General features: G+C 60.7%; 19 protein-coding genes. 12 read left to right on the top strand and 7 right to left on the bottom strand.

From position 1 onward, the window contains the following. Window positions 1-294 precede the first annotated feature (294 nt). Complete coding sequence (locus tag HV675_RS02655) at window positions 295-1,074, top strand: acetoacetate decarboxylase family protein (protein ID WP_175109192.1); 780 nt, start codon at window positions 295-297, stop codon at window positions 1,072-1,074. 248 nt (window positions 1,075-1,322) lie between these two features. On the opposite strand, the gene HV675_RS02650 is transcribed toward HV675_RS02655, so the two are convergent. Then, a complete protein-coding gene (locus HV675_RS02650; RefSeq protein ID WP_175109191.1) occupies window positions 1,323-1,802 on the bottom strand; it encodes a lysozyme inhibitor LprI family protein in 480 nt (159 codons plus the stop codon). 422 nt (window positions 1,803-2,224) lie between these two features. Here HV675_RS02650 and HV675_RS02645 point away from each other — a divergent pair, with 422 nt between their 5' ends. The 4 genes from HV675_RS02645 (at window position 2,225) to HV675_RS02630 (ending at window position 6,807) form a co-directional block, all read left to right on the top strand. After that, the gene (locus HV675_RS02645) at window positions 2,225-3,088 is read left to right on the top strand and encodes a cytochrome c oxidase assembly protein (RefSeq protein ID WP_175109190.1); all 864 of its coding nucleotides are present in this window, start codon (window positions 2,225-2,227) and stop codon (window positions 3,086-3,088) included. A gap of 335 nt (window positions 3,089-3,423) precedes the next feature. Continuing rightward, window positions 3,424-4,095 (top strand): hypothetical protein, encoded by a 672-nt coding sequence (locus tag HV675_RS02640; RefSeq protein WP_246270068.1) that lies wholly within the window; start codon window positions 3,424-3,426, stop codon window positions 4,093-4,095. Between the two features lie 538 nt (window positions 4,096-4,633). Continuing rightward, window positions 4,634-5,815, top strand: coding sequence for a porin (locus HV675_RS02635; protein WP_246270067.1), 1,182 nt, complete (start codon window positions 4,634-4,636; stop codon window positions 5,813-5,815). A gap of 206 nt (window positions 5,816-6,021) precedes the next feature. After that, a complete protein-coding gene (locus HV675_RS02630) occupies window positions 6,022-6,807 on the top strand; it encodes an alpha/beta hydrolase (RefSeq protein WP_175109189.1) in 786 nt (261 codons plus the stop codon). Between the two features lie 210 nt (window positions 6,808-7,017). On the opposite strand, the gene HV675_RS02625 is transcribed toward HV675_RS02630, so the two are convergent. Together HV675_RS02625 and HV675_RS02620 are read right to left on the bottom strand one after the other, a co-directional pair. Further along, window positions 7,018-8,028, bottom strand: coding sequence for a sterol desaturase family protein (locus HV675_RS02625; protein WP_175109188.1), 1,011 nt, complete (start codon window positions 8,026-8,028; stop codon window positions 7,018-7,020). A 46-nt stretch (window positions 8,029-8,074) separates the two neighbouring features. Continuing rightward, window positions 8,075-9,058 (bottom strand): YncE family protein, encoded by a 984-nt coding sequence (locus HV675_RS02620; protein WP_175109187.1) that lies wholly within the window; start codon window positions 9,056-9,058, stop codon window positions 8,075-8,077. Between the two features lie 216 nt (window positions 9,059-9,274). Between HV675_RS02620 and HV675_RS02615 the strand changes: the two genes are divergently transcribed. Both HV675_RS02615 and HV675_RS02610 read left to right on the top strand, forming a co-directional pair. Continuing rightward, complete coding sequence (locus tag HV675_RS02615) at window positions 9,275-9,610, top strand: hypothetical protein (protein WP_175109186.1); 336 nt, start codon at window positions 9,275-9,277, stop codon at window positions 9,608-9,610. 42 nt (window positions 9,611-9,652) lie between these two features. Next, window positions 9,653-10,483, top strand: coding sequence for an alpha/beta fold hydrolase (locus HV675_RS02610; protein WP_175109185.1), 831 nt, complete (start codon window positions 9,653-9,655; stop codon window positions 10,481-10,483). 84 nt (window positions 10,484-10,567) lie between these two features. Here HV675_RS02610 and HV675_RS02605 read toward each other — a convergent pair whose 3' ends face one another. The 3 genes from HV675_RS02605 to HV675_RS02595 form a co-directional block, all read right to left on the bottom strand. Then, entirely contained in the window at window positions 10,568-10,744 is a 177-nt protein-coding gene (locus HV675_RS02605) for a DUF1427 family protein (protein WP_175109184.1), read from the bottom strand. Window positions 10,745-10,782: 38 nt separating this feature from the next. Further along, complete coding sequence (locus HV675_RS02600; RefSeq protein WP_175109183.1) at window positions 10,783-11,745, bottom strand: quinone oxidoreductase family protein; 963 nt, start codon at window positions 11,743-11,745, stop codon at window positions 10,783-10,785. A 129-nt stretch (window positions 11,746-11,874) separates the two neighbouring features. After that, window positions 11,875-12,693 carry an AraC family transcriptional regulator gene (locus tag HV675_RS02595; RefSeq protein WP_175109182.1) on the bottom strand — a complete coding sequence of 273 codons (819 nt, stop codon included), beginning with the start codon at window positions 12,691-12,693 and terminating at the stop codon, window positions 11,875-11,877. Window positions 12,694-12,887: 194 nt separating this feature from the next. On the opposite strand from HV675_RS02595, the gene HV675_RS02590 reads away from it, so the two are divergent. The 3 genes from HV675_RS02590 to HV675_RS02580 all read left to right on the top strand — a co-directional run bounded on the left by HV675_RS02590 (window position 12,888) and on the right by HV675_RS02580 (window position 16,047). Beyond that, window positions 12,888-14,111, top strand: coding sequence for a tetratricopeptide repeat protein (locus HV675_RS02590; RefSeq protein WP_175109181.1), 1,224 nt, complete (start codon window positions 12,888-12,890; stop codon window positions 14,109-14,111). A gap of 71 nt (window positions 14,112-14,182) precedes the next feature. Then, on the top strand, window positions 14,183-15,097 hold the full coding sequence (locus HV675_RS02585; protein WP_175109180.1) for a LysR family transcriptional regulator: 915 nt from the start codon (window positions 14,183-14,185) through the stop codon (window positions 15,095-15,097). A 62-nt stretch (window positions 15,098-15,159) separates the two neighbouring features. Further along, window positions 15,160-16,047, top strand: coding sequence for an alpha/beta hydrolase (locus tag HV675_RS02580; RefSeq protein ID WP_175109179.1), 888 nt, complete (start codon window positions 15,160-15,162; stop codon window positions 16,045-16,047). 4 nt (window positions 16,048-16,051) lie between these two features. Here HV675_RS02580 and HV675_RS02575 read toward each other — a convergent pair whose 3' ends face one another. Beyond that, the gene (locus HV675_RS02575; protein WP_175109178.1) at window positions 16,052-16,762 is read right to left on the bottom strand and encodes an alpha/beta fold hydrolase; all 711 of its coding nucleotides are present in this window, start codon (window positions 16,760-16,762) and stop codon (window positions 16,052-16,054) included. Window positions 16,763-17,121: 359 nt separating this feature from the next. Between HV675_RS02575 and HV675_RS02570 the strand changes: the two genes are divergently transcribed. Next, window positions 17,122-17,919, top strand: coding sequence for an HpcH/HpaI aldolase family protein (locus HV675_RS02570; protein ID WP_175109177.1), 798 nt, complete (start codon window positions 17,122-17,124; stop codon window positions 17,917-17,919). A 139-nt stretch (window positions 17,920-18,058) separates the two neighbouring features. Further along, the gene (locus tag HV675_RS02565) at window positions 18,059-19,267 is read left to right on the top strand and encodes a pyridoxal-phosphate-dependent aminotransferase family protein (protein WP_175109176.1); all 1,209 of its coding nucleotides are present in this window, start codon (window positions 18,059-18,061) and stop codon (window positions 19,265-19,267) included. The last annotated feature ends 96 nt before the right edge of the window (window positions 19,268-19,363 follow it).

The raw sequence follows: 19,363 nt of genomic DNA, 5'->3' as shown, positions 1-19,363 counted from the left end.
CTGGTCTATCCCCTTCTGTTTCACACACGCAGCTACGCTAACGAACAGCCGCGAATCCACTCACCCGAGATGCTGTGCGTTCTCCGGCGGGACCACTTTCGTCCGCTCCCTTGATAGAAAATCGAAGGTGGAAATATCGAAAGCCAAATTTCAACCGTAATCTCGGTTAAGGGTAGAAACATTCCTTTTTGATCGATTGTGGAGCGTCATCAGCAAGCACATTCTCGAACGCGACGCATAGAATCGTCCGTGGCAATCAGGCCTATATCTTCACTACCGTTAGGGAACGACATCATGTTGAAGGGCTTCTTTCCACCGTACACGCCGACAGGGAAATCGTCCCTGCTTTCTCCGCCGCCCTGGCACTACGCCGGCCAGGTCCTGTCGCTCGCCTATGACGTGGACACTGCGGTCGCACAGTCATACCTGCCGGAGAATCTCGGTATCGCAACCGGCCGTGCATGCGGGCATGTTTGCGAGTGGCAGTCGACGACGGATGGCTGGGAGCTCGCCGATCCGGTGTATGCGCAATACAAGGAATTCATCCTGCTGATCGAGGTCAAGAGCCGTTCGGGTGAACTACTGAACTTCTGCCCGCTGATCTGGGTCGACCAGGACATCGCCATGATGCGTGGCTTGCTGCAAGGCTGGCCGAAGAAGATCGGGCAGGTCTGGATGACGCGTTCATACGCGCTTGAACATCGGGCCGCGGCATCGGCCCGCGCAGGAACGGTGATTGGCGCCAGCGTCGCAGCAAAGGACCGCCGCCTCGTAGAGGTGAAAGCCACGCTTAACGGAAACGAAGGGTGGCCACTAGGCCTCCTTGCGCATCCCGCAGTGAACCTGGCTGGAGCGCCGAGCGTAGTGGGTGAGCCCGACCGCGGTCCGCAGCGCCTGCTGCGCGCCGCCGTCAGCGATGTGATGTTGGGGCCGATGGTCTCCGGTACTGCCGAGCTGCATTATTTCGACAGCCCGCATGACGAGATCGCACCACTCGCTCCCAGCGGAGCAGTGGAAGTCAGCCTCGGCGTGGTCGCGATTACGATCAACGGCGCTGATGAAGTGAAGGTGTAAATGCCCTGCAACGTCATGGCAGGCCGGATCTTTCAGCGGACAGTATGCAGCGCCTCATGCACACGCCTGCAACCCTATTTGTCCGCGTCCGTGCGCCGACACCGATAGACGGGTTGAACTTGCATTGCAGGGAATGCCTCACCCGTTGAGGCTTCTTTGTATGACCGCCACGGGCAACGCCTTCGATTGTCGCGTTAAGACAGCGCGTTGCGGCAAACTGACGCATGGCCATCGCCTGATGGCCATCGTTAATAGTCCACCAGGCCGGTATTCGCGATATACGTGAGCTGACTGATCTGGTCGGTGTACCACTTAACGAGACAATCCTTGTCGTGGCAGTTGCGCTCCCGGTCATTCCACGCATCGTGCTCGGCCAGCTTGAACGCATCTTTATCCATGGCCGCTGCTCTTGCCAGGCTATACATTTCGGCCATGCGACGGTCGTCATCGGCCAGTTCGGGATCGCTGCATATCAGGCGCGCGGCGTCCGAGTGCGCCTTCGTGCAACCAAACGTGGCCGTGTCCAGTAACGGCGGTCCGGCGTGCGCGGCGGTCGATCCGATTGCGAGAAAGACGATAAAGAGGGCTTTTTTCATTGCGTCAGTAACAAACGAAGCCTTGTCGCCCGCCCTCATGCCGTGCATTAGCGAAAATCGAGCTTCACTCGCGTCGACAAGCCGAGGCTGAAGCGATATCGCCGGCTGCGGCCTGCAGATGATCTTCGCCATGTGAAGATCGGCAACCGAATGAGGCTTCGTGCAATCGAAGAAGCCGGTTTGACGAGTGATGATGGTTGCAACTGGGGCAGTAGCGTCCGCCGCTACAGATGCCTCGGTCGGAGCGCTTGAAGCGGCCTGATCGGAACCCACTGTAGGCGATGCGGATTCGATTTCGCCTGAGGACGCGAAGCGCTCGTCGCTGCCCGCGAAGTCGCGCCGAGGGACGGCAGCACTGGAATATTCACCGGGAAATGCGCTGCTACACGTGGAGATTGAACAGGCAGGATGCAGGTTATTCGGCACCCCTCCCCTGCAGCGTCGCCGGTGCACTCACCTGTTGAGACGAGGCTCATGCCCGACGGTCAGACGCACCTCCTGCTACCATACAAGCCCGCGTATCCAGCAACGCCTCTTCTTTCTATACGCTTGCCATGTCTTTGCTGAGCCTGCTTGATCCATGGGAGCCTTCGCTCGGCCTGGTCGCTATTTTCGTGGTGGCCGCGCTCCTGTATGCGCGCGGCTCGCGCCGTATCCGTGTGAGCATTCCCCGCCGCATCGCATTCTGGGTCGGCCTCGCGTTGTTCTATGTCGCGCTGCACACGCGACTCGACTATTACGCTGAGCACCAGTTCTTTGTGCATCGACTTCAGCATCTGGTGCTGCATCACCTCGCGCCACTGATCATCATGGCCTCTTATCCCGGCAGCGTACTTCGCGCCGGGCTGCCGCTGCGCTGGCGCCGTCTGCTGCGACGCTGGCAGCGCCGGCGGACTGTGCGCGTTGCTGCGGCCATCCTGTTGAATCCGGCCTTTATTTCGGTGGCCTTCGTCGTGTCGGTTGTCTTCTGGCTGATTCCATCCGTACAGTTCGTTGCCATGCTCGACTGGCGTATCTACCGGTTCATGAACTGGTCAGTTGCCGTCAGCGGCCTGTTGTACTGGTGGATGCTGCTCGACCATCGTCCGTCGCCGCCGAGTCGCACGCGCCCCGGGTTGCGTGTGTTGTCGCCCGTCATCACGATGACGCCTCAAATTCTGGTCGGCGCGATCATCACGTTTTCATCTCAAGACCTCTATCCGGTCTTCACGCTGTGCGGCCGCGCCTTCACGTCACTTCCCGTTACGCTCGACCAGAGCCTTGGCGGTCTCATCATGTGGGTGCCCGCAGGCGTGCTCGAAGCAATCGGCGCAATGATGGCATTGCGCAACCTGATGCGTTTGTCCGCGTCGCCCCGGCATGCGTCACCGCGGCCCAAGGTAGCCGGACGGCCCGCTAAGCCGATGCTGCAGCGTTGATAAGCGCAAAGTCCCTTACACCTTAGCGGTGGTCATGCATTGCGCGCTCTAAACGCGCGGCCACGCAATGCCGTGTGCCACGTTCTTGCGAGCGAAGAACAGCCGCCGGATTTCCGCCCAGATCTGCATGCAGAGCCTATGCCTGCCGCCATGTCGCTTTATCAGGCGACCGTGGCAAATAACCTGCGCAGCCATAGAAAACCTTCGCGCAGTGACATCCATACAACAGCCTCCGAAAAATAGAACCGGCTGCGCATTTCGCTCACGATACCCTGTCGCTCCGACGCATCGGGCATACCCGGCCGTCGCCTACAAAAACATCACACGGGGTTTACATGCACAAAAAGTTTTACCGCACGCTCACCACGCTAGCCGTATCGTGCGCGACACTGCTTGCTGTCCAGCACGCTTACGCGCAGTCCAATGAAATTTATGGCGGCATCGGCAGCGACGGCATCGGCGCCGGTTACGGCTTCTCGCCGAACACCTACGTGACGGTACGCGGCGAAGTCAGCGGCTTTAGCTTCTCGCATTCTTTTTCCGCTGGCGATCTTAACTACGACGCGACCGTCAAGCTGATTCACGGCGCGCTGTATGCCGACTTCTTTCCGATTCCGACAGTCGTACCGATGCATCTGACCGCCGGCCTGATCATCGGCGGCGACGAACTTGACGGCGATGCGACGCCGGTCGGCGGCACCTATACGATCAACGGGCAAACCGTTTCGGCCAATGGCGAATCGATTCACGCAAGCGCCAAATATCCGACGGTGCGACCTTACCTCGGTTTTGGATTCGGCCATCACCTTGGCGCCAAAGGCTTTTCGGTTGCCTTCGACGCCGGCGTCGCCTTCGGCAGGCCGCGCGTCTCTTTCGACGTACCCGCCGACATCGCAGCGCAGGCAGGGCAAGAGAACGTCGCTGCCGAAGAGCGCAACCTGCAGGACAAGGCCGACGATTTCCGCTTCTATCCGATCGTCAAGGTCGCTGCGACTTACCGCTTCTAACCCCGCGTCACCGAATCCCGACTTATCCTTGCACTGATCGCCAGGACAGCGCCGCTACCGCGGCGCCATCCGACAAAAATCTCGCGAAAAATAATCCAACGAAAGTTGCGAGTGTCGACCCGACGCTTACAGTAGTGGTACCTCACACTATCAAGATCACTACATATCGTTTGTGTCGCTGACAATCACGACGTGGATCAGCAAGCGGTGCAGTTCATATAGCAGCAGGCAAATTGTCAAACGCCTGACCGACCTGCAGACAATAGCGAATTACAAGCAATGTTTCATCAAGCCGCTTTATCGCCTGCAATTCACGCTATTTAGTATTTCTCAATGAAAGAAATTGACGCGCTATTCGAACGCAATTCGCTGTCACCCTCAAATGTTCGGCTAACTGTGCTTGTTGATAAATTCGCCACTTGCTACAGTCGATGCGCTTTGCATCTTCGGGGGGCGATGAGAACGGCACAGCATCTGTCTGCCGGCATCGCCACACATCAATGTAGCTGGCTTGTCAGCAGCATCCTGTAATTCGAAAGTGAAAGAGAAACTAACCAGAACGGCAGTTGTGGCTGCGGTGTTGTCAATATCGGCGGGAACCGCCCATGCACAAAGCAGCGTGACACTCTACGGCATCATCGATACAGCGTTGATTTACGGAAATAACGAGAACACCGCGCAGGGAGGGCATAGCGGCATCGAAATGAACAGCGGCGGCATCAGCGGTTCGCGCGTCGGCTTTCGCGGAAAAGAGGATCTCGGCAATGGTCTTAGCGCCATCTTCGATCTTGAAGACGGCTTTTCCAGTGCCAACGGCAAGCTCAGCAATACAGGCGCACTCTTCGGCCGGCAATCCTTTGTCGGCTTGAGCTCGAAGAGCTATGGCACGGTCACCCTCGGGCGGCGTTACTCTTTCATGTCCGAGTACGTATCGCCGCTTAGTGCCGAAGGGATTGGATGGGGCGGCAACCTTGCGGACCACCCGTTCGACAATGACGACATGATCCGTCATACGAGCATCCAGAACTCGATCAGATTCGACAGCCTCAACTACCGCGGCCTGCAGGCTGGCGGTATGTATGGTTTCTCGAACGAAGCGGGCGAGTTTTCCAACAATCGGGCTTACAGTTTCGGCGCCCGCTATGCGAATGGGCCGGTCTCCTTCGCAGCGGCTTTCGAGCAGATCGACCGGTCCGCGACTCCTGCTGCCGATCTGAACGCGAGTGGCGCCATCACCTCTGCCGACGGCGATGCGGTTATCACCGGCGGGCGTGAACAAATCTGGGGCGTCGGCGCGAAATACAATTTCGGGCGCTCATCCGTCGGCTTCGTCTGGACGCATTCGTCGACCGACAATGTCACCAGCGTGTGGCAAAGCGGCAGTCTCGCGCCCCTCATAGGCAACGATCTCCGGTTCGACAACTTTGAAATCAACGGCCGATACTATGTGACGCCCGCGTTGAGTCTCGCCGCGGCATACACATTGACCGATGGGCATTTCGGTTCGGCGACTGCGCATCTCGACCCGACATGGCACGAGGCCATCGTGCAGGCGGACTACTCGTTCAGCGTCAGAACGGATGTGTATCTCGAGAGCTTCTATCAGGTCGTTACCGGCGGCGGCGGCATGGCGGTGTTCAATGCATCGATGTTCAACGTACCCGCGTCATCGAACAACCGTCAGTTGCTGATCGTGTTGGGTATGCGGCATCGGTTCTAGGCATCGTTACGATCTGCCCGACACGCGGGCCACACTTGCAAGCGCCAAACGACAGCACATCCAGATTCTTTCGCACTTGCAAGCTTTAAGGCCTCAATCTCCTATATGCATGATAGGCACAATCAATCAGCGAAACGGAATATCCCGTCAGCAATGCCGTTTGCGGGGATGCAACACCACCTCCATAGTCATCCAAGGAAACTGAAATGAAACTTCGTCTGCTAGGCGCAGCCTTGACCCTCGCGTCCGCCGCGCTGACCGGCAATACCGCCTGGGCTCAAAGCGATGCGGCAACCGCTCCGACTCCTGTGCATAACATCGTGCTCATACACGGTCTTTATGCCGATGGATCCAGTTGGGCAAAGGTGATCCCGCTACTGCAGGCAAAAGGTTTTCATGTGACGGCCGTGCAGAACCCGACAACGTCATTGGATGCGGACGTCGACGCCGTCAAACGCGCGTTGGCTGAGCAGGATGGACCCACGCTGCTGGTCGCGCACTCGTACGGCGGCATGGTGATGAGTCAAGCGGGCGATGATCCCAAAGTCACGGGTCTCGTGTACATCGCGGCACGCGCACCCGACGCCGGCGAAGACTATCCCGCATTGGCGCACAAGTTTCCGGCTGCTCCCGCTTCGGCCGGTTTGAAATGGTCATCGGACGGCTACGGCAAGTTGTCCGAAGAGGCGTTCGTCAAAGACTTCGGCGGCGATTTGCCGAAATCGGAAGCGGAAGTGCTCTATGCCGTACAGCAGCCGATGGGTAAAGCCATTACAACCGCCAAAACCACCGTTGCGGCCTGGCACGACAAGCCCACCTGGTACGCGGTATCCACGGAAGATCGCACCATCAATCCGGATCTCGAGCGTTTCATGGCGCACCGTATGAAGGCGCACACCATTGAAATCAAATCGAGCCACCTGTCGTTGGTGTCGCATCCTCAAGAAGTGGCGAATCTGATTCTGCAGGCTGCCGGGCAACAGTCGCAGTAATCGTCAGGCACGAGACCCTGTTGGATAGGGTTCCCACCACGCGCGCGCGCGCGTGGTGGAATGTGCAAAGCATGGTGGGCCGGGCAGAGCCGTTCAGACCGTGGACCGGCGAGCTAGAGACGGATTGGCCGCGAAGTAGCGCTTGATGCCTTGCAGAATGGCAGGTGCCGCCGCTGCCGATCGCGCCTGGATTTTCTCCATTGTCATTTCTTATGCTGCTTCGGTCGCGGGCGCGCGCCGCACTGCGCGGCGAACTCGAACATAGATACGCTCGAGCGCCAGCCATTGCTGTGCCCACACACCCTCTCCATAAGCGCGACCCGGTCCTGCGGCGCCGGCCAGTTGATCGGTAATTCCGGTGGGCTCGACGCTCCTGTCCCAGGACGCGGTTTTGAACAGCATATCCCACCACGGGAGCAGCACCCCAAAGTTGCATCCATACGCGGTGCCGGTGTGTCCATACTCCATCGCATGATGGCGTCGATGAAAGGTCGGACTGACAATCAACCGTTCCAGCATCCAGCCATAGCGAAGGCGTGCATTGACGTGCTGAACGCTCTGCAAGCCATTGCTGATCGCGACCAGCACCACGAATTGCCCGGGCTGCACGCCGATCAGCAACGCAAGTGCTGCCAGGAACGCGGCCTGGATGACATCATCGACAAAATGGTTGCGATCGTCATTCCAGAGCGACATCTGCCGCTGACTGTGATGGACGGCATGCAATTCCCACCAGACACCAAAGCGATGTTGCCAACGGTGGTACCAGTACCCTGCAAAGTCCAACGCGACGAGATAGAGGAGAAACGAAACAACCGGTTGATCGGTCACGCCCGGCCACATCTCGTCGAGGTTGACGTTCCAGACATTGTGGACCTGCATCCACGTCTCGAGATGATTGAAGAACGGCTGAAGGAAAACAAAAAACAGCATGTTCACGATGCCGAGTTTTGCTATCCAGGTGTACCAGACGTCCGCTCGCACGGACTTTCGATCGGACCACCTCTCGATCGGTCTTAGCGCTTCCAGTGGACGCAGGACCGCATAGGTGACGACGATTTCAAATACAGCGACGATGACCCAGTAGAGCGCATCATAGATGTCCTCGTCATAGTCCATCAGATGCGTATGGAAGAGAACGGGCTGAACCACGTCAACGTACAGGTTGGTCTGGATCGAAGCGATCAGTCCATCCAGCTGGGAAAGGATCTCAGTAACCATTGCGCAGGCAGTGAGCAACACATGAGGCGGTTGAACAGAACATCGCCTAATCAGGGTTCGGCGCGTACACAGGCGCCCGGTCGGCCATGAAAATCCCATGCGGCGATCGTCCGACAGCGATGGTGTCGACAAGCTTGCGCTGTGTCAGGTCGATAATTCCGACATGCCTCGAGAATCGGAACGTCACCCACAGAAAGCGCTTGTCATGCGAAAGCTCCATGTCGTCGGGACCCGGCATCAGGTGCGTGATATCGCCATCATTCGTCAGCGTCGTGTAGTCGATCAGGCTGATGGTGCTGTCGACCCGGTTGGTCACCGCCACATGACGGCCGTCGTCGAGATTCCGAAAGTTATGTGCGCCCCGGCCGGTATGAATCTTCTTGACCACGCGCGGGTTGCGCCAGTCCACTACGGCGACATCGTCTTCGCCAGTCATACCGATGAGCAGATAGCGGTCCCCCGGAGTCATCCAGAGTCCGGCTGGATCTTCACCCACATGGAGTTTCCATTTGACTGTCTGAGTGGGGAGATCGATGGCGGCCACTTCTCCCGATTCCTGCAGCGTGACGAATACCGTGCGGTTATCCGTCGAGAACGTCATGTGGCTTGGCATTTTTTCAAGCGGGATACGCCCAGCCAATGTGAAGTGCTGCCCGTCGTAATGATAGATGTCCACCCGGTCGAGTCTCAGGGCGTTGGTCACGAACCAGCGACTATCAGGTGAGAAGCCAAGCTGGTATGGATCTTCGATGTCCTGCAGCCAGCCTTTTACATGACCCGACACGGGGTCCAGAAACATCAGGTTGTCGGAAATGGAGTTTGCGACGATCAACGTTTTGCCATCGGGCGTGATCATCAGGTGATGGGGTTCCTTGCCCGCGGGCAATGTCTCGACCACCTTGCGGCTATTTTCATCGATCAGATTCAATCGGGCTTCGCCCGAGTCGAGAACGACCACGTTATCAGCATGTGCAACCGGCGAAACCACCACTGCCACGGAAAACAGCCAACTTCGAAACCAGACTTTCATTTCTTTTATGCTTCAAGCACTGCGGAATGATTAGCGAAGTATTGTCGAGAAATCACTGCCGCGATGTGCGCAGGCCAAGTCTCTTGATACCCGTTGCCGAGCGCCTCGCACGACGCGCGGCACAGCGGCAATCTACAGGTCAAAATGCGCGCGGTCTAATGCATTCTGCGTATGCCCTGTTGAACGCAGCGCATAGAATTCGTTATCGAATGTCTATTGCCAGCTTCGTTGAAAGCTTTAACACGCGGTTTGATCGCGCGTTTCAAGTATCGCGCACATGGCGGCGCCAACCGTGCATCGCATCGGATATCGGCCGGATCCGCCTTGTGTGAAGTGTCCAATCCTGACGCCCCTTGCGGCGTCAACCGCGCGCTGTGCGACTGCGTGCTGTCGGCTTCCGAAAGCAAAATCGTCTTCTATTGTATGCTTGCAAATCGAAGCGCTTCTTTGCTTTGCCAGACGCAGACCGGGTTCCGCCCACCGAACCACACCGTTCAAAGCGACCTGCGGATCAAGCGGGATAAAGCCGGATCAAGCGGCATCAAGCGGTGACACCTCCGTATTTTCATTTCGCGCAAGCGCGCGCCTATCAGCATGCCATTCATTCACATCGCAGGGCAGCAGTTGCACTATCAGGTCCACGGCAGCGGGTTTCCGGTGCTGCTCGGACACAGTTATTTGTGGGATTCGGCCATGTGGCAGCCGCAAATCGAAGCGCTGACACAGCGGTATCAGGTCATCGTGCCGGACCTGTGGGGCCACGGCCAATCCGGGCCGATGCCCGCCGCCACCCGTCACTTCGGCGATCTCGCCGCACAAGCCAGCGAGCTCCTGGACGCGCTCAAGATCGAAGCGTGCGCGGTGATCGGCCTGTCGGTCGGCGGGATGTGGGGATCCGAACTTGCGTTGCGAGAACCGAAGCGCGTCAAGGCGCTTGTCATCATGGACTCGGACCGCGGTACGGAACCTGCCGCGACGCTCGCGCAATACACCCAGATGTTCAACACGATCGAGTCACTCGGGCAGTTGCCGGCACCGATGATCGACGTGGTTGCGCCATTGTTTTTCCGCCGCGGCGCGCCGCCCGACGGCGAGCTGATCGTGTCGTTCAAACGCGCGCTGGCGTCGTTCTCGGCCGATCAGCTCAGACAGTCGATCGTGCCGCTCGGCCGGCTCATCTTTAACCGCGCCGACGAGACGGCGAAGCTTGCCGCGCTCGATCCGGCCACCACGCTCGTGATGTGCGGCGAGCTGGACATTCCGCGTCCGCCGGCGGAAGCAATCCACATGGCCGAGACCATTGGCTGCCGGCACGTGCTGGTGCCTGATGCCGGCCATATTTCGTGCCTTGAAAACCCGTCGTTCGTGAATCGCGAACTGCTTGCGTGGCTTGACCAGCATGTCGGCGCAAAAGCGCACGCATAGCGCACAACGCTGTCAAACATGAGCGCGGGGCGGGAAGCCGAAACACAACCGGCTTCCCGATAGCCGGAGGGCGCCGCACGCCGCTCAGCCCGCGAAGTACGTCATCAGTTGCCGGGCGAACGGAATCACGTGTTCACCCGCCAGCATGCCGAGCAAACCCACCAGCGCGATTGTCGGTGGCGCCGGCGACTTGACGTTGATCGCGCTGTAAATCAATCCGACCAGTACGCCGACGGCGAGCGAAACGATATAGGCTTTCATGTCGTGCTCCAACGGGTGTGGGAAGAGCCATCGCCCGCTTACATCTGCAGAACCACGCGTCCGCGCGTTCCGGCGGCAACGGCTGCGTACGCCAGCTTCGCATCGGCCAGCGCGAACGATTGCGCAATCACCGGCGGCTCGAAGCGCCGTTGCTCGAAACCGTCGACCAGCGCTTGCAGCATCGGCGCCGATTCCGCGACGCCCAGTTTCGCGCTATCCGCGCCGAACAGTTGCGTCTCGTTGTGATAGAAATCGATCAGATCGAATTCAACGCGCCGCTTGCCGGTCGCACTGATTTCGACGAGCCGTCCACGCCGTTTCGCCAGACCGAGCGCAAGCTCGAATGCGACGCCGCCCACCGCATCGAACACCACGTCAGCGCCACCATCCGTCAGCGCCTTGACGCGCGCGGCGGTGTCGTCGCCGATCTGCACGTAGCCGTCAATCAGACGGCCCGCGGGCGACGTCGGATCCGGCTCGTGGCGATCCACCGCAATCACGCGAGCCCCGCGCGCCTTCGCGATTTGCGTGACCGCGCCGCCCACCCCGCCCGACGCGCCGACTACCGCGACGGTCTCGCCCGCGGCGAGCTTCGCGTATTCGACCGTGCCGAGCCACGCGACGATGAAATTCACACCGATGGATGCGGCCTGTTCGTGGCTCAGATTCGCCGGCTTACGCACAAGCGACGCAACGGGAACCCGAATGAATTCCGCATGCGTGCCGTCACGCGTAAAACCGATATCGCCGCCGGTGCCCCACACTTCCGCGCCTATCCATTGCGCCGGACCGTCGACCACCACGCCGCTAAAATCGCGGCCCGGCACGCGAGGCGGCACGGTATGCGAAAAATGCCCGGACACATTCTTGACATCGCTCGGGTTGACTGACGCGGCCTTCACACGCACGACCGCGTTCGCAGCATCGGCATGCGGCGTGTCGAGCTCGACGTATTCCAGCACGTCCGGTTCACCAAACGATTTGAATTGAACGGCCTTCATAACCTTGCTCCTTGATCAGTGGACGCTGCATGTGCATTGGGTTGCGAGCAGCTACAGGAGAAAGTTTAGGGTGGAGATCGCGGCTCATCAGGACAAGAAGTTTCGAGTTTCTGACAAGCGGCCCGGTGCTTAGGGTTCGGGTTCGAGTTCGGCGGTTCCGCCGGCCGCGCCGGCAAGCGTTTCATGCCCGGCGAATTCGCTTGGCGGCACGCCGAGTTCGCGGCGGAACATATCGCTGAAGCTGCTCAGACGATAGCCGAGCGCATGCGCAACCGCACCGACCGACTGTCCTTCCGCGAGCCGGGACAACGCGATCGCCAGTTGAATCTGGCGCCGCCATTCGGCAAAGCCAAGCCCAAGCGCGCGCGAAAAGAGCCGCGCGAGCGTCCTGACACTCGCGCCCACCGTTTCGGCATGCTGCTCAAAGCTGATGTCGACGGACGGATTCTCGATGACCGCGCGGCAAAGCGCATCGAGCCGCCGATCCGACGCATCGGGCAGCGGAATACGCAGCGAATAGCGCGCCGCATGCGCAAGCTCCAGCGCGACGAGCTGATACCCGATGTCGAGGTAGTGCTGGTCGCGCTCGGCCTCACGCTCCGCAAGCGTCGTGATCAGTTCACGCAGCAGACCGTTCACCTCGAACACCTCGGCCGATCGGCTCAGGTGTTGCACGTCGGCTCCCCGCAGGTACACATTGCGCATTTCGACCGCGCTCATCATCCGGATCGAATGCAGCGTCTGCGGAGGCAGCCAGACCGCGCGCTGCGGCGGTACGACGAGCGCTTCCTGCCCGACCTCGACCCACATCACGCCGTTGACCGCATAAAGCACCTGGGCCCAGGCATGCGCATGCGGGTCGATCCGTGTTCCGCGCGGGTAACGTCTTGCCAGCGACTTGCCACGTCCCGCGTCGTCGGAAAGGTCGGGAGGAACGGCTTGTGGCATAGCGGTCAGCATGGAACGGAATGAATAATCGAAGGATACCGGATGGCCGCCGAAGCCGGCCAGCAGCAAACTTTCGACGCCATGTCTGGCGCTGCGCGCGGTGTGGTTTAATAAACGGCCGTTGACCACCGCCTGCAAGCGGCATCGACCCCAGCTTGCCGAATGCGTCGGCAGCGCTGACAACGCGGCCCGACATGATCACCCAACTTTTCCGCATCGCCCTGCGCACCCCGACTCGCAACCGTCAACCGTCCGAAAGCGACCAGGACAAAGCGGTCACGCATAACGACACAGCCAACGACCTGCGTCGCGCCGGTCAGCTTCACGAAGCCGAACAGCACTACCGGATCGCACTGCAATATTGGGCCGACTGCGGCGAGATTCACGCCAATCTCGCCGATACGCTAGACACGCTCGGCCGCTTCGACGAAGCGGCAGCGGCCTATCGTAAAGCCATCGAATTCAATCCCGAGCTGCACGAAGCCCGCTTCAATCTCGCGCTGCTACTGCTCGCCGACGGCCGTTATGCGGAGGCCTGGCCGCTATATGAAGCACGCGGCCCGCTGTTTCAGGAGCACGGCACACTGCCCTTCCCCAAATGGGCCGGCGAGCCGTTGAACGGCAAGTCGGTGCTGTTAATGCCGGAACAGGGCTATGGCGACACGATCCAGTTTGTCCGCTATGCGCCGCTGTTGAAAGCCTTAGGCGCAACGCAATTGACGGTTGCCTGCAAACCGGAACTCGGCGCGTTGCTGCGAACGGTGGAAGGCATCGATTCCGTCGTGACCGATCCGCGCGAATTGCGTGTGCACGACTATTGGGAATCGCTGATGAGCCTGCCGCGTCTTTTCGGCACAACCATCCAATCGATTCCCGCGCGCATTCCGTATCTCGGCGTATACGCGCAACGGATGGAACAATGGAAAGCGCGGCTTCCCGAAGGAAAGCTGCGTGTCGGTCTCGTCTGGAAGGGCAACCCCGGGCACAACAACGATGCCGCACGCTCGTTGCCGCACTTCGCCGAACTCGCACCGTTGTTATCGATCGACGGCGTTTCGTTCGTGAGCCTGCAAACCGGCGACGCTGAACTCGAAGTAGCAGCAAGCGGCTTGCGCGAACACGTTGTGTGTCTCGGCAAGGACATCCGCGATTTCGCCGACACCGCGGCAATCATCGCCCAACTGAACCTCGTTATCGCGGTCGACACCGCGATCGTTCACCTGACCGGCGCGCTGGGCGTCGCATGCTGGCTGATGTTGCCGAAGACCGGCGTGGACTGGCGCTGGCGCCGCGCGGGCGCTCAATCGCCGTGGTATCCGAAGGACATGTACCTGTTTCGACAGGGGCCGGCCGGATGGCCTGAACTGATTGCGTCGATCAGAAGCGCACTCGACGAGATCGTGCAGGCGCGAGGCTAAGCCCCGCGTCATGTTAGCCTTGGCCGCATCCTTGGCCAGATGACACACAAGCCGACCGGAGCACCGCGCACATGAGATCGAGCAGCGAGAATCTATCGAGCGGCATTGGCGTATTTGCCGCCGTCGTCGACACCGGCACGTTCGCGGCGGCCTCCGAACTGCTGGAGATGACGCCGCCCGGCGTGAGCCGCGCGATTGCCCGCCTCGAAAAGAGGCTGAAAATACGGCTCTTTCATCGCACGACGCGCTCCGTGTCGCTCACCGAGGAAGGCCGGCGCTTCTACGAACAGGTGATGCCGCACTTGCGCGGCATGGAAGAAGCCGCGGCCGCCGCGGCCGGCGGCGCGGTCACGGTAAGAGGCAAGCTGCGCGTCAATCTCGACCCTGTCGTGTCGCGAATCGTGCTGGGCCCGCAGCTCGATGCGTTTATGGAAGCGCACCCCGACCTCGATCTCGAGTTCATCGCACGCGACCACCTGGGCGATCTGATCACGGACGGCTTCGATCTGGCCGTGCGATTCGGCGAACCGCGCAGTTCGAGCCTGGTCGCGCGAAAGTTGCTGGACACGCCGGTCGTCACCGTCGCGGCGCCCGCGTATATCGCACGCCACGGACGCCCGGCGGAGCCGCAAGCGTTGAGTCAGAGCACCCATCGATGCCTCGAGTTTCGCAACCCTGAAACCGGCAAGCCCTACGCGTGGGAATTCCACCGCAAGCGCAAAAAGACGATCGTGCCGACCAACGGCCGGCTCACGGTCAACGAACCGAGCGCATTGCTCGATGCATGTCTCGGAGGCTTTGGCATTGCGCAGATGCTCCTCTTTGTTGCCGAGCCGCTGATTCGCGAGGGCCGGCTCGTCAATCTGTTTCCGGACTGGACGGATGAACGCTTTCCGCTCTATGCGTACCATCCGTCGCGGCATCATGTGCCCGCCAAAACCCGCGTATTTCTCGACTTTATCGTGTCGCTGACGGGCGCGGACTGAGCGGCTCGCGCCATGCATGCAGCGTGGCATACTGCCGGCGTGCGCCCGTCAGGAGAGCGAAGATGGCTAATCCGCAGATCAATGCCGTTCGCGATATGCTGGTCTCGCAGCCACGTCCGGTTGGACTCGCCGAGCGACGCGCGCGCCTGCTGAACCTGGTCGGCCGCTACACGATTCCGCCCGACGTTCAGATCGAAACCGTCGACGCCGACGGCGTGCCGGCCGAATGGACGATCACCCCCACCGCCGATCCGGCACGCGTGGTGCTGTTCCTGCATGGCGGCGCTTATATTTCCGGCAGCATTGCCACGCATCGACATATGGTCGCGCAAATCGGGCGCGTCGCGCGAGTCCGCACGCTTGCACTCGCCTACCGGCTCGCACCGGAGCACCCGTTTCCCGCAGCGCTGGAAGATGCGCTCACCGCCTATCGTTTTCTGCTGACGCAAGGCTACGCGCCCTCGCGCATTGTTCTCGCCGGCGAAAGCGCGGGCGGCGGACTGGTGCTGGCCATGCTCGTGTCGCTGCGCCAGATGGGCGTCGCGCTTCCCGCCTGCGCATGGTTGAGTTCGCCGTGGACCGATCTGGGCATGACCGGCGAATCGATCGAATCGAAAGCGGACGTGGACCCGTTGATCCAGAAACCGTATCTGCTCGAAGCGGCCGCCGCTTATCTGAGCGGCGCGGACCCGCGCACGCCGCTCGCGTCGCCGCTCTACGCGGACCTGAACGGCCTGCCGCCGATGCTGATCCAGGTCGGCACCGCGGAAACGCTACTCGACGATTCGACGCGGCTCGCACGCCGCGCGGCACAGGCGGACGTGCGCGTGGTGCTCGATGTCTGGCCCGACATGATTCACGCGTGGAGCCTGTTTTATCAGCAGCTCGATGCGGGGCAGCAATCGCTTGAGTCGATGGGGGCGTTTGTTCAGGCGCAGTTCGAACGCTAGCGGCTCAAGCGAATCTGATCAGCGTATCGACCGTCAGCTCCGCGGCGGTGAGCGGGGCAAAATGATCCGCGTCGATAGTCGCGGTGCGTGCACCCGCCGCTGCGGCGCGCTCGAATGCTTCATCTAGCGCGGGCTGTGTGTGCCTGACACAGCGGATATACGCTTTCGGAATGCTCGACGCCTCGGGCGACACCATGGCAGGCTCGAAAAGCGCTCGCCATGGGTGATGTCTGAATCGGGGCGTGATGAACTGAACAACCGACGGATCCGTCAGCTTGAAATACTCGAGCGGCAGCGGCGGAACAGCCTTGTTCTGCTGCCTGAACCCTTCCATTATCTGGCGCACATTGGCGTTCATATAATCGACAAACGCCTTGCCGTGCTCCGGCACAAACGCGTCCAGATAGATGACCGATGCGACTCTCGTCAACAAGCGGCCCAACGCGCCGGTGACGACCACGCCGCTATAGCTCCATCCGACCAGCGTCACGTTTTGCAGGTCTTCCATTTCCAGGTGCGCGACGACGTCTTCGATATGTGTGCCGAGGCCCGCCACGTCGTTGCCTACGTGGCTTCGCTCGCCAAGGCCCGTCAACGTCGGCGCCGATGCCTCGTGGCCGCGCTTGCGCAGCGCCGCAAGGACGTGTCGCCACGCCCACCCGCCGACCCAGCCGCCGGGCACGAGAACAAATGTATGACGCTCGCTATTGCTCATACTTTCCATTCAAACCGGTTAAGGAGCGGCCACAAGAACCACCGGGCACGATTGCACGATTGCACGATTTTGCGGATCGACAGATAGATACACCGCGCGAACCGCTTTGGCAGATCGGAACACGCTACCTGTCGAATCTTGGCACACACGACAAAGATCCACACACACGTGCACGAAGCGCGCGGATGCTGTGCGAAAAGGAAAGTGAGCGCACATCCGAAGGTTACCTCACCGATAGCAGCCCGTAAGCGCTCACTGTGTACAAATTGCCTGGACTAATTCAGCCCCGCTACGTGTTATCGGGATAGAGCCCCGTCCACCCGACCACGGTCGCCCCGTTCACGTAGAGGAGTCATCTGATGCAAAAGAGTCCTGCCAATCCGTCGGCCTACCTCGCCAACGCGCTGCAAAAACCGGAGGGCGTGACGCTCGGAATCGGTGTCACGTCGCCGTCCCCGGAACTCGTGCAGATGTTTGCCCACGCGGGCTTCGACTATGTGCTGATCGATATGGAGCACGGTCCGATCTCGATCGAAACGGCTTACAGAATGGTCACAGCGACCATCGGCACGCCCGCCGAAGCATGGATTCGCGTCACGCACAACGACGCCGCGCAAATCAAGCTTGCGCTCGACACCGGCGCGAAAAGCATCATCGTGCCGATGGTCACATGCCTGAAAGACGCGGAAGACGCGGTCTCTTACGCGAAATATCCGCCCAAAGGCATCCGCGGCTGGGGACCGTTCCGCACGCAGTATCAGTGGCAAACCAATATGCTCGACTATGCAAAGCGGGCCAACGCGGAAACCAATGTGTATGTGCTGATCGAACATCCGGGCGCGGTGCGCGACCTCGACGCGATCCTCGATCTCGAAGGCGTGACGGGCGCGATTCCGGCGCCGTTCGATCTGTCGGTGAATATGGGTTACAGCGACGGCCCGAACCATCCGGAAGTGCGCAAGACCATCGAAGAAGTGATGCGCAAGATCAAGGCGAAACGCCCGCGGCTCGCGTCGTTTGCGATCACGCCCGAACAGGCGGCCGAAGCGATGCGCCTCGGCGTGAACGACCTGTTCCTCGGCTTCGATCCGATGTTTGTTCAGGCATCGGTACAATTGTTTATGGCGTCGCTCGCAAAACTGCGCACCGAGGCCTGAACCCGGCAGCGAACCACCGCGCCGCGCCGCGGGGTTCGCTGTGCGACACCGCTTTGCAAACAGCGCTGTGCAAACGCCGCTCTGCAAACACATGACTCACGGGCGCGCTAACTTTGCAACGACAGAACAGATCAGCGCCATGAACCCGAATCTTCCCGCGACGGCTGGCATCAAACTTCTCCATACGCCCGGCCCGACGCATGTGCCGGACCTCGTACGCAACGCGATGAGCGCGCAACCGTTCGATCTGAACGACCCGCGCCTTGCCGCGGTCGTCGAGAACTGCGAGCGCGGGCTGCAGCGACTGCTCAACACCGCGCACGCCGACGTGATGATGTACACGGCGAACGGCCACGGTGCATGGGAAGCGGCCATCGTCAACCTGCTGCCGCCCGGCGGCAAGGTGCTCGTCGCCGGCAGCGGACACTTCGGCGAGACGTGGGCGCAAGCCGCCGAAGGCTGCGGCGCGAAAGCGATTCGCACCGCGGCGCGCGCCGGTTCACCGATCGACCCGGCGCTGATCGAAGCGGCGCTGCGTGCGGATAACGCGCACGAGATCGTCGCCGTGTTTGCCGTGCAAACGGATACGTCGACCGGCGTCACCAGCGATATCCAGCAAGTGCGGCAGGCCATCGACCGCGCGCAGCATCCGGCGCTGCTCGTCGTGGACGTGGTCGCGTCGCTCGGGGCAACGCCTTTCCAGATGGACGCATGGGGCGTCAACGTCGCGATCGGCGCGTCGCAAAAGGCACTGATGCTGCCGCCGGGCATGTCGTTTACCGCCGTCGATGCCAGGGCGATGAACGCCGCGCGCGACAATCGCACGCCGCGCGTGTACTGGGACTGGAATGCCCGCAAAAGCCCGATCGGCTATCGCAAGTTCTGCGGCACGCCGCCCGAGAGTCACCTGATGGGACTCGAAGTGTCGCTCGGCATGATCGAGCGCGAAGGCTACGACGCGGTATTCGCGCGGCACGCGCGCATTGCGCGTGCGGTCCACGCCGCGGTCGAATGCTGGGGCGAGCATGGCGCGCTCTGGCTGATGGTGCAGGAACCGTCGGCGCGCTCGGCGTCGATTACCGCGATCGGTGTGCGCGAAGGCATCGACCCGGCGCAGATTTACACCCTTGCGCGCGAGCGCTTCCACGTCGCGTTGGCAGGCGGCCTCGGGCCGCACAACGGCAAGGTGTTCCGCATCGGGCACTTGGGCAGCATCAACGAAGCGATGATTCTCGGCTGCCTCGCGGGCGTCGAAGCGACACTTCGTCTGCTGAACATACCGATCGGCGACGGCGCGATGGAGCGCGCCATCGCCGCGCTCAACGACAGGATGCCGCCCGTGCGCTAACGGCGCGGCGGGCGTCCCGTCGCGCAATCTGCTCTATCATCCAGCTTTCGACGCCCCTCGGCGGCGCGTGGCCATGCAGGTCCGTGGATCAGCGGA

The organism is Paraburkholderia solisilvae (assembly GCF_902859875.1).
Taxonomy (GTDB): Bacteria; Pseudomonadota; Gammaproteobacteria; order Burkholderiales; family Burkholderiaceae; genus Paraburkholderia; species Paraburkholderia solisilvae.
Note: the sequence above shows the minus strand (reverse complement) of the source record. Positions and strands in the feature narration are given on the sequence as shown.

What these genes read in the sequence shown, in the direction of transcription:
- HV675_RS02655 (WP_175109192.1), top strand. Translation starts at nt 295, where the DNA reads ATGTTGAAGGGCTTCTTTCCACCGTACACGCCGACAGGGAAATCGTCC.
- HV675_RS02650 (WP_175109191.1), bottom strand. Translation starts at nt 1,802, where the DNA reads ATGGCGAAGATCATCTGCAGGCCGCAGCCGGCGATATCGCTTCAGCCT.
- HV675_RS02645 (WP_175109190.1), top strand. Translation starts at nt 2,225, where the DNA reads ATGTCTTTGCTGAGCCTGCTTGATCCATGGGAGCCTTCGCTCGGCCTG.
- HV675_RS02640 (WP_246270068.1), top strand. Translation starts at nt 3,424, where the DNA reads ATGCACAAAAAGTTTTACCGCACGCTCACCACGCTAGCCGTATCGTGC.
- HV675_RS02630 (WP_175109189.1), top strand. Translation starts at nt 6,022, where the DNA reads ATGAAACTTCGTCTGCTAGGCGCAGCCTTGACCCTCGCGTCCGCCGCG.
- HV675_RS02625 (WP_175109188.1), bottom strand. Translation starts at nt 8,028, where the DNA reads ATGGTTACTGAGATCCTTTCCCAGCTGGATGGACTGATCGCTTCGATC.
- HV675_RS02620 (WP_175109187.1), bottom strand. Translation starts at nt 9,058, where the DNA reads ATGAAAGTCTGGTTTCGAAGTTGGCTGTTTTCCGTGGCAGTGGTGGTT.
- HV675_RS02610 (WP_175109185.1), top strand. Translation starts at nt 9,653, where the DNA reads ATGCCATTCATTCACATCGCAGGGCAGCAGTTGCACTATCAGGTCCAC.
- HV675_RS02605 (WP_175109184.1), bottom strand. Translation starts at nt 10,744, where the DNA reads ATGAAAGCCTATATCGTTTCGCTCGCCGTCGGCGTACTGGTCGGATTG.
- HV675_RS02600 (WP_175109183.1), bottom strand. Translation starts at nt 11,745, where the DNA reads ATGAAGGCCGTTCAATTCAAATCGTTTGGTGAACCGGACGTGCTGGAA.
- HV675_RS02595 (WP_175109182.1), bottom strand. Translation starts at nt 12,693, where the DNA reads ATGCCACAAGCCGTTCCTCCCGACCTTTCCGACGACGCGGGACGTGGC.
- HV675_RS02590 (WP_175109181.1), top strand. Translation starts at nt 12,888, where the DNA reads ATGATCACCCAACTTTTCCGCATCGCCCTGCGCACCCCGACTCGCAAC.
- HV675_RS02585 (WP_175109180.1), top strand. Translation starts at nt 14,183, where the DNA reads ATGAGATCGAGCAGCGAGAATCTATCGAGCGGCATTGGCGTATTTGCC.
- HV675_RS02580 (WP_175109179.1), top strand. Translation starts at nt 15,160, where the DNA reads ATGGCTAATCCGCAGATCAATGCCGTTCGCGATATGCTGGTCTCGCAG.
- HV675_RS02575 (WP_175109178.1), bottom strand. Translation starts at nt 16,762, where the DNA reads ATGAGCAATAGCGAGCGTCATACATTTGTTCTCGTGCCCGGCGGCTGG.
- HV675_RS02570 (WP_175109177.1), top strand. Translation starts at nt 17,122, where the DNA reads ATGCAAAAGAGTCCTGCCAATCCGTCGGCCTACCTCGCCAACGCGCTG.
- HV675_RS02565 (WP_175109176.1), top strand. Translation starts at nt 18,059, where the DNA reads ATGAACCCGAATCTTCCCGCGACGGCTGGCATCAAACTTCTCCATACG.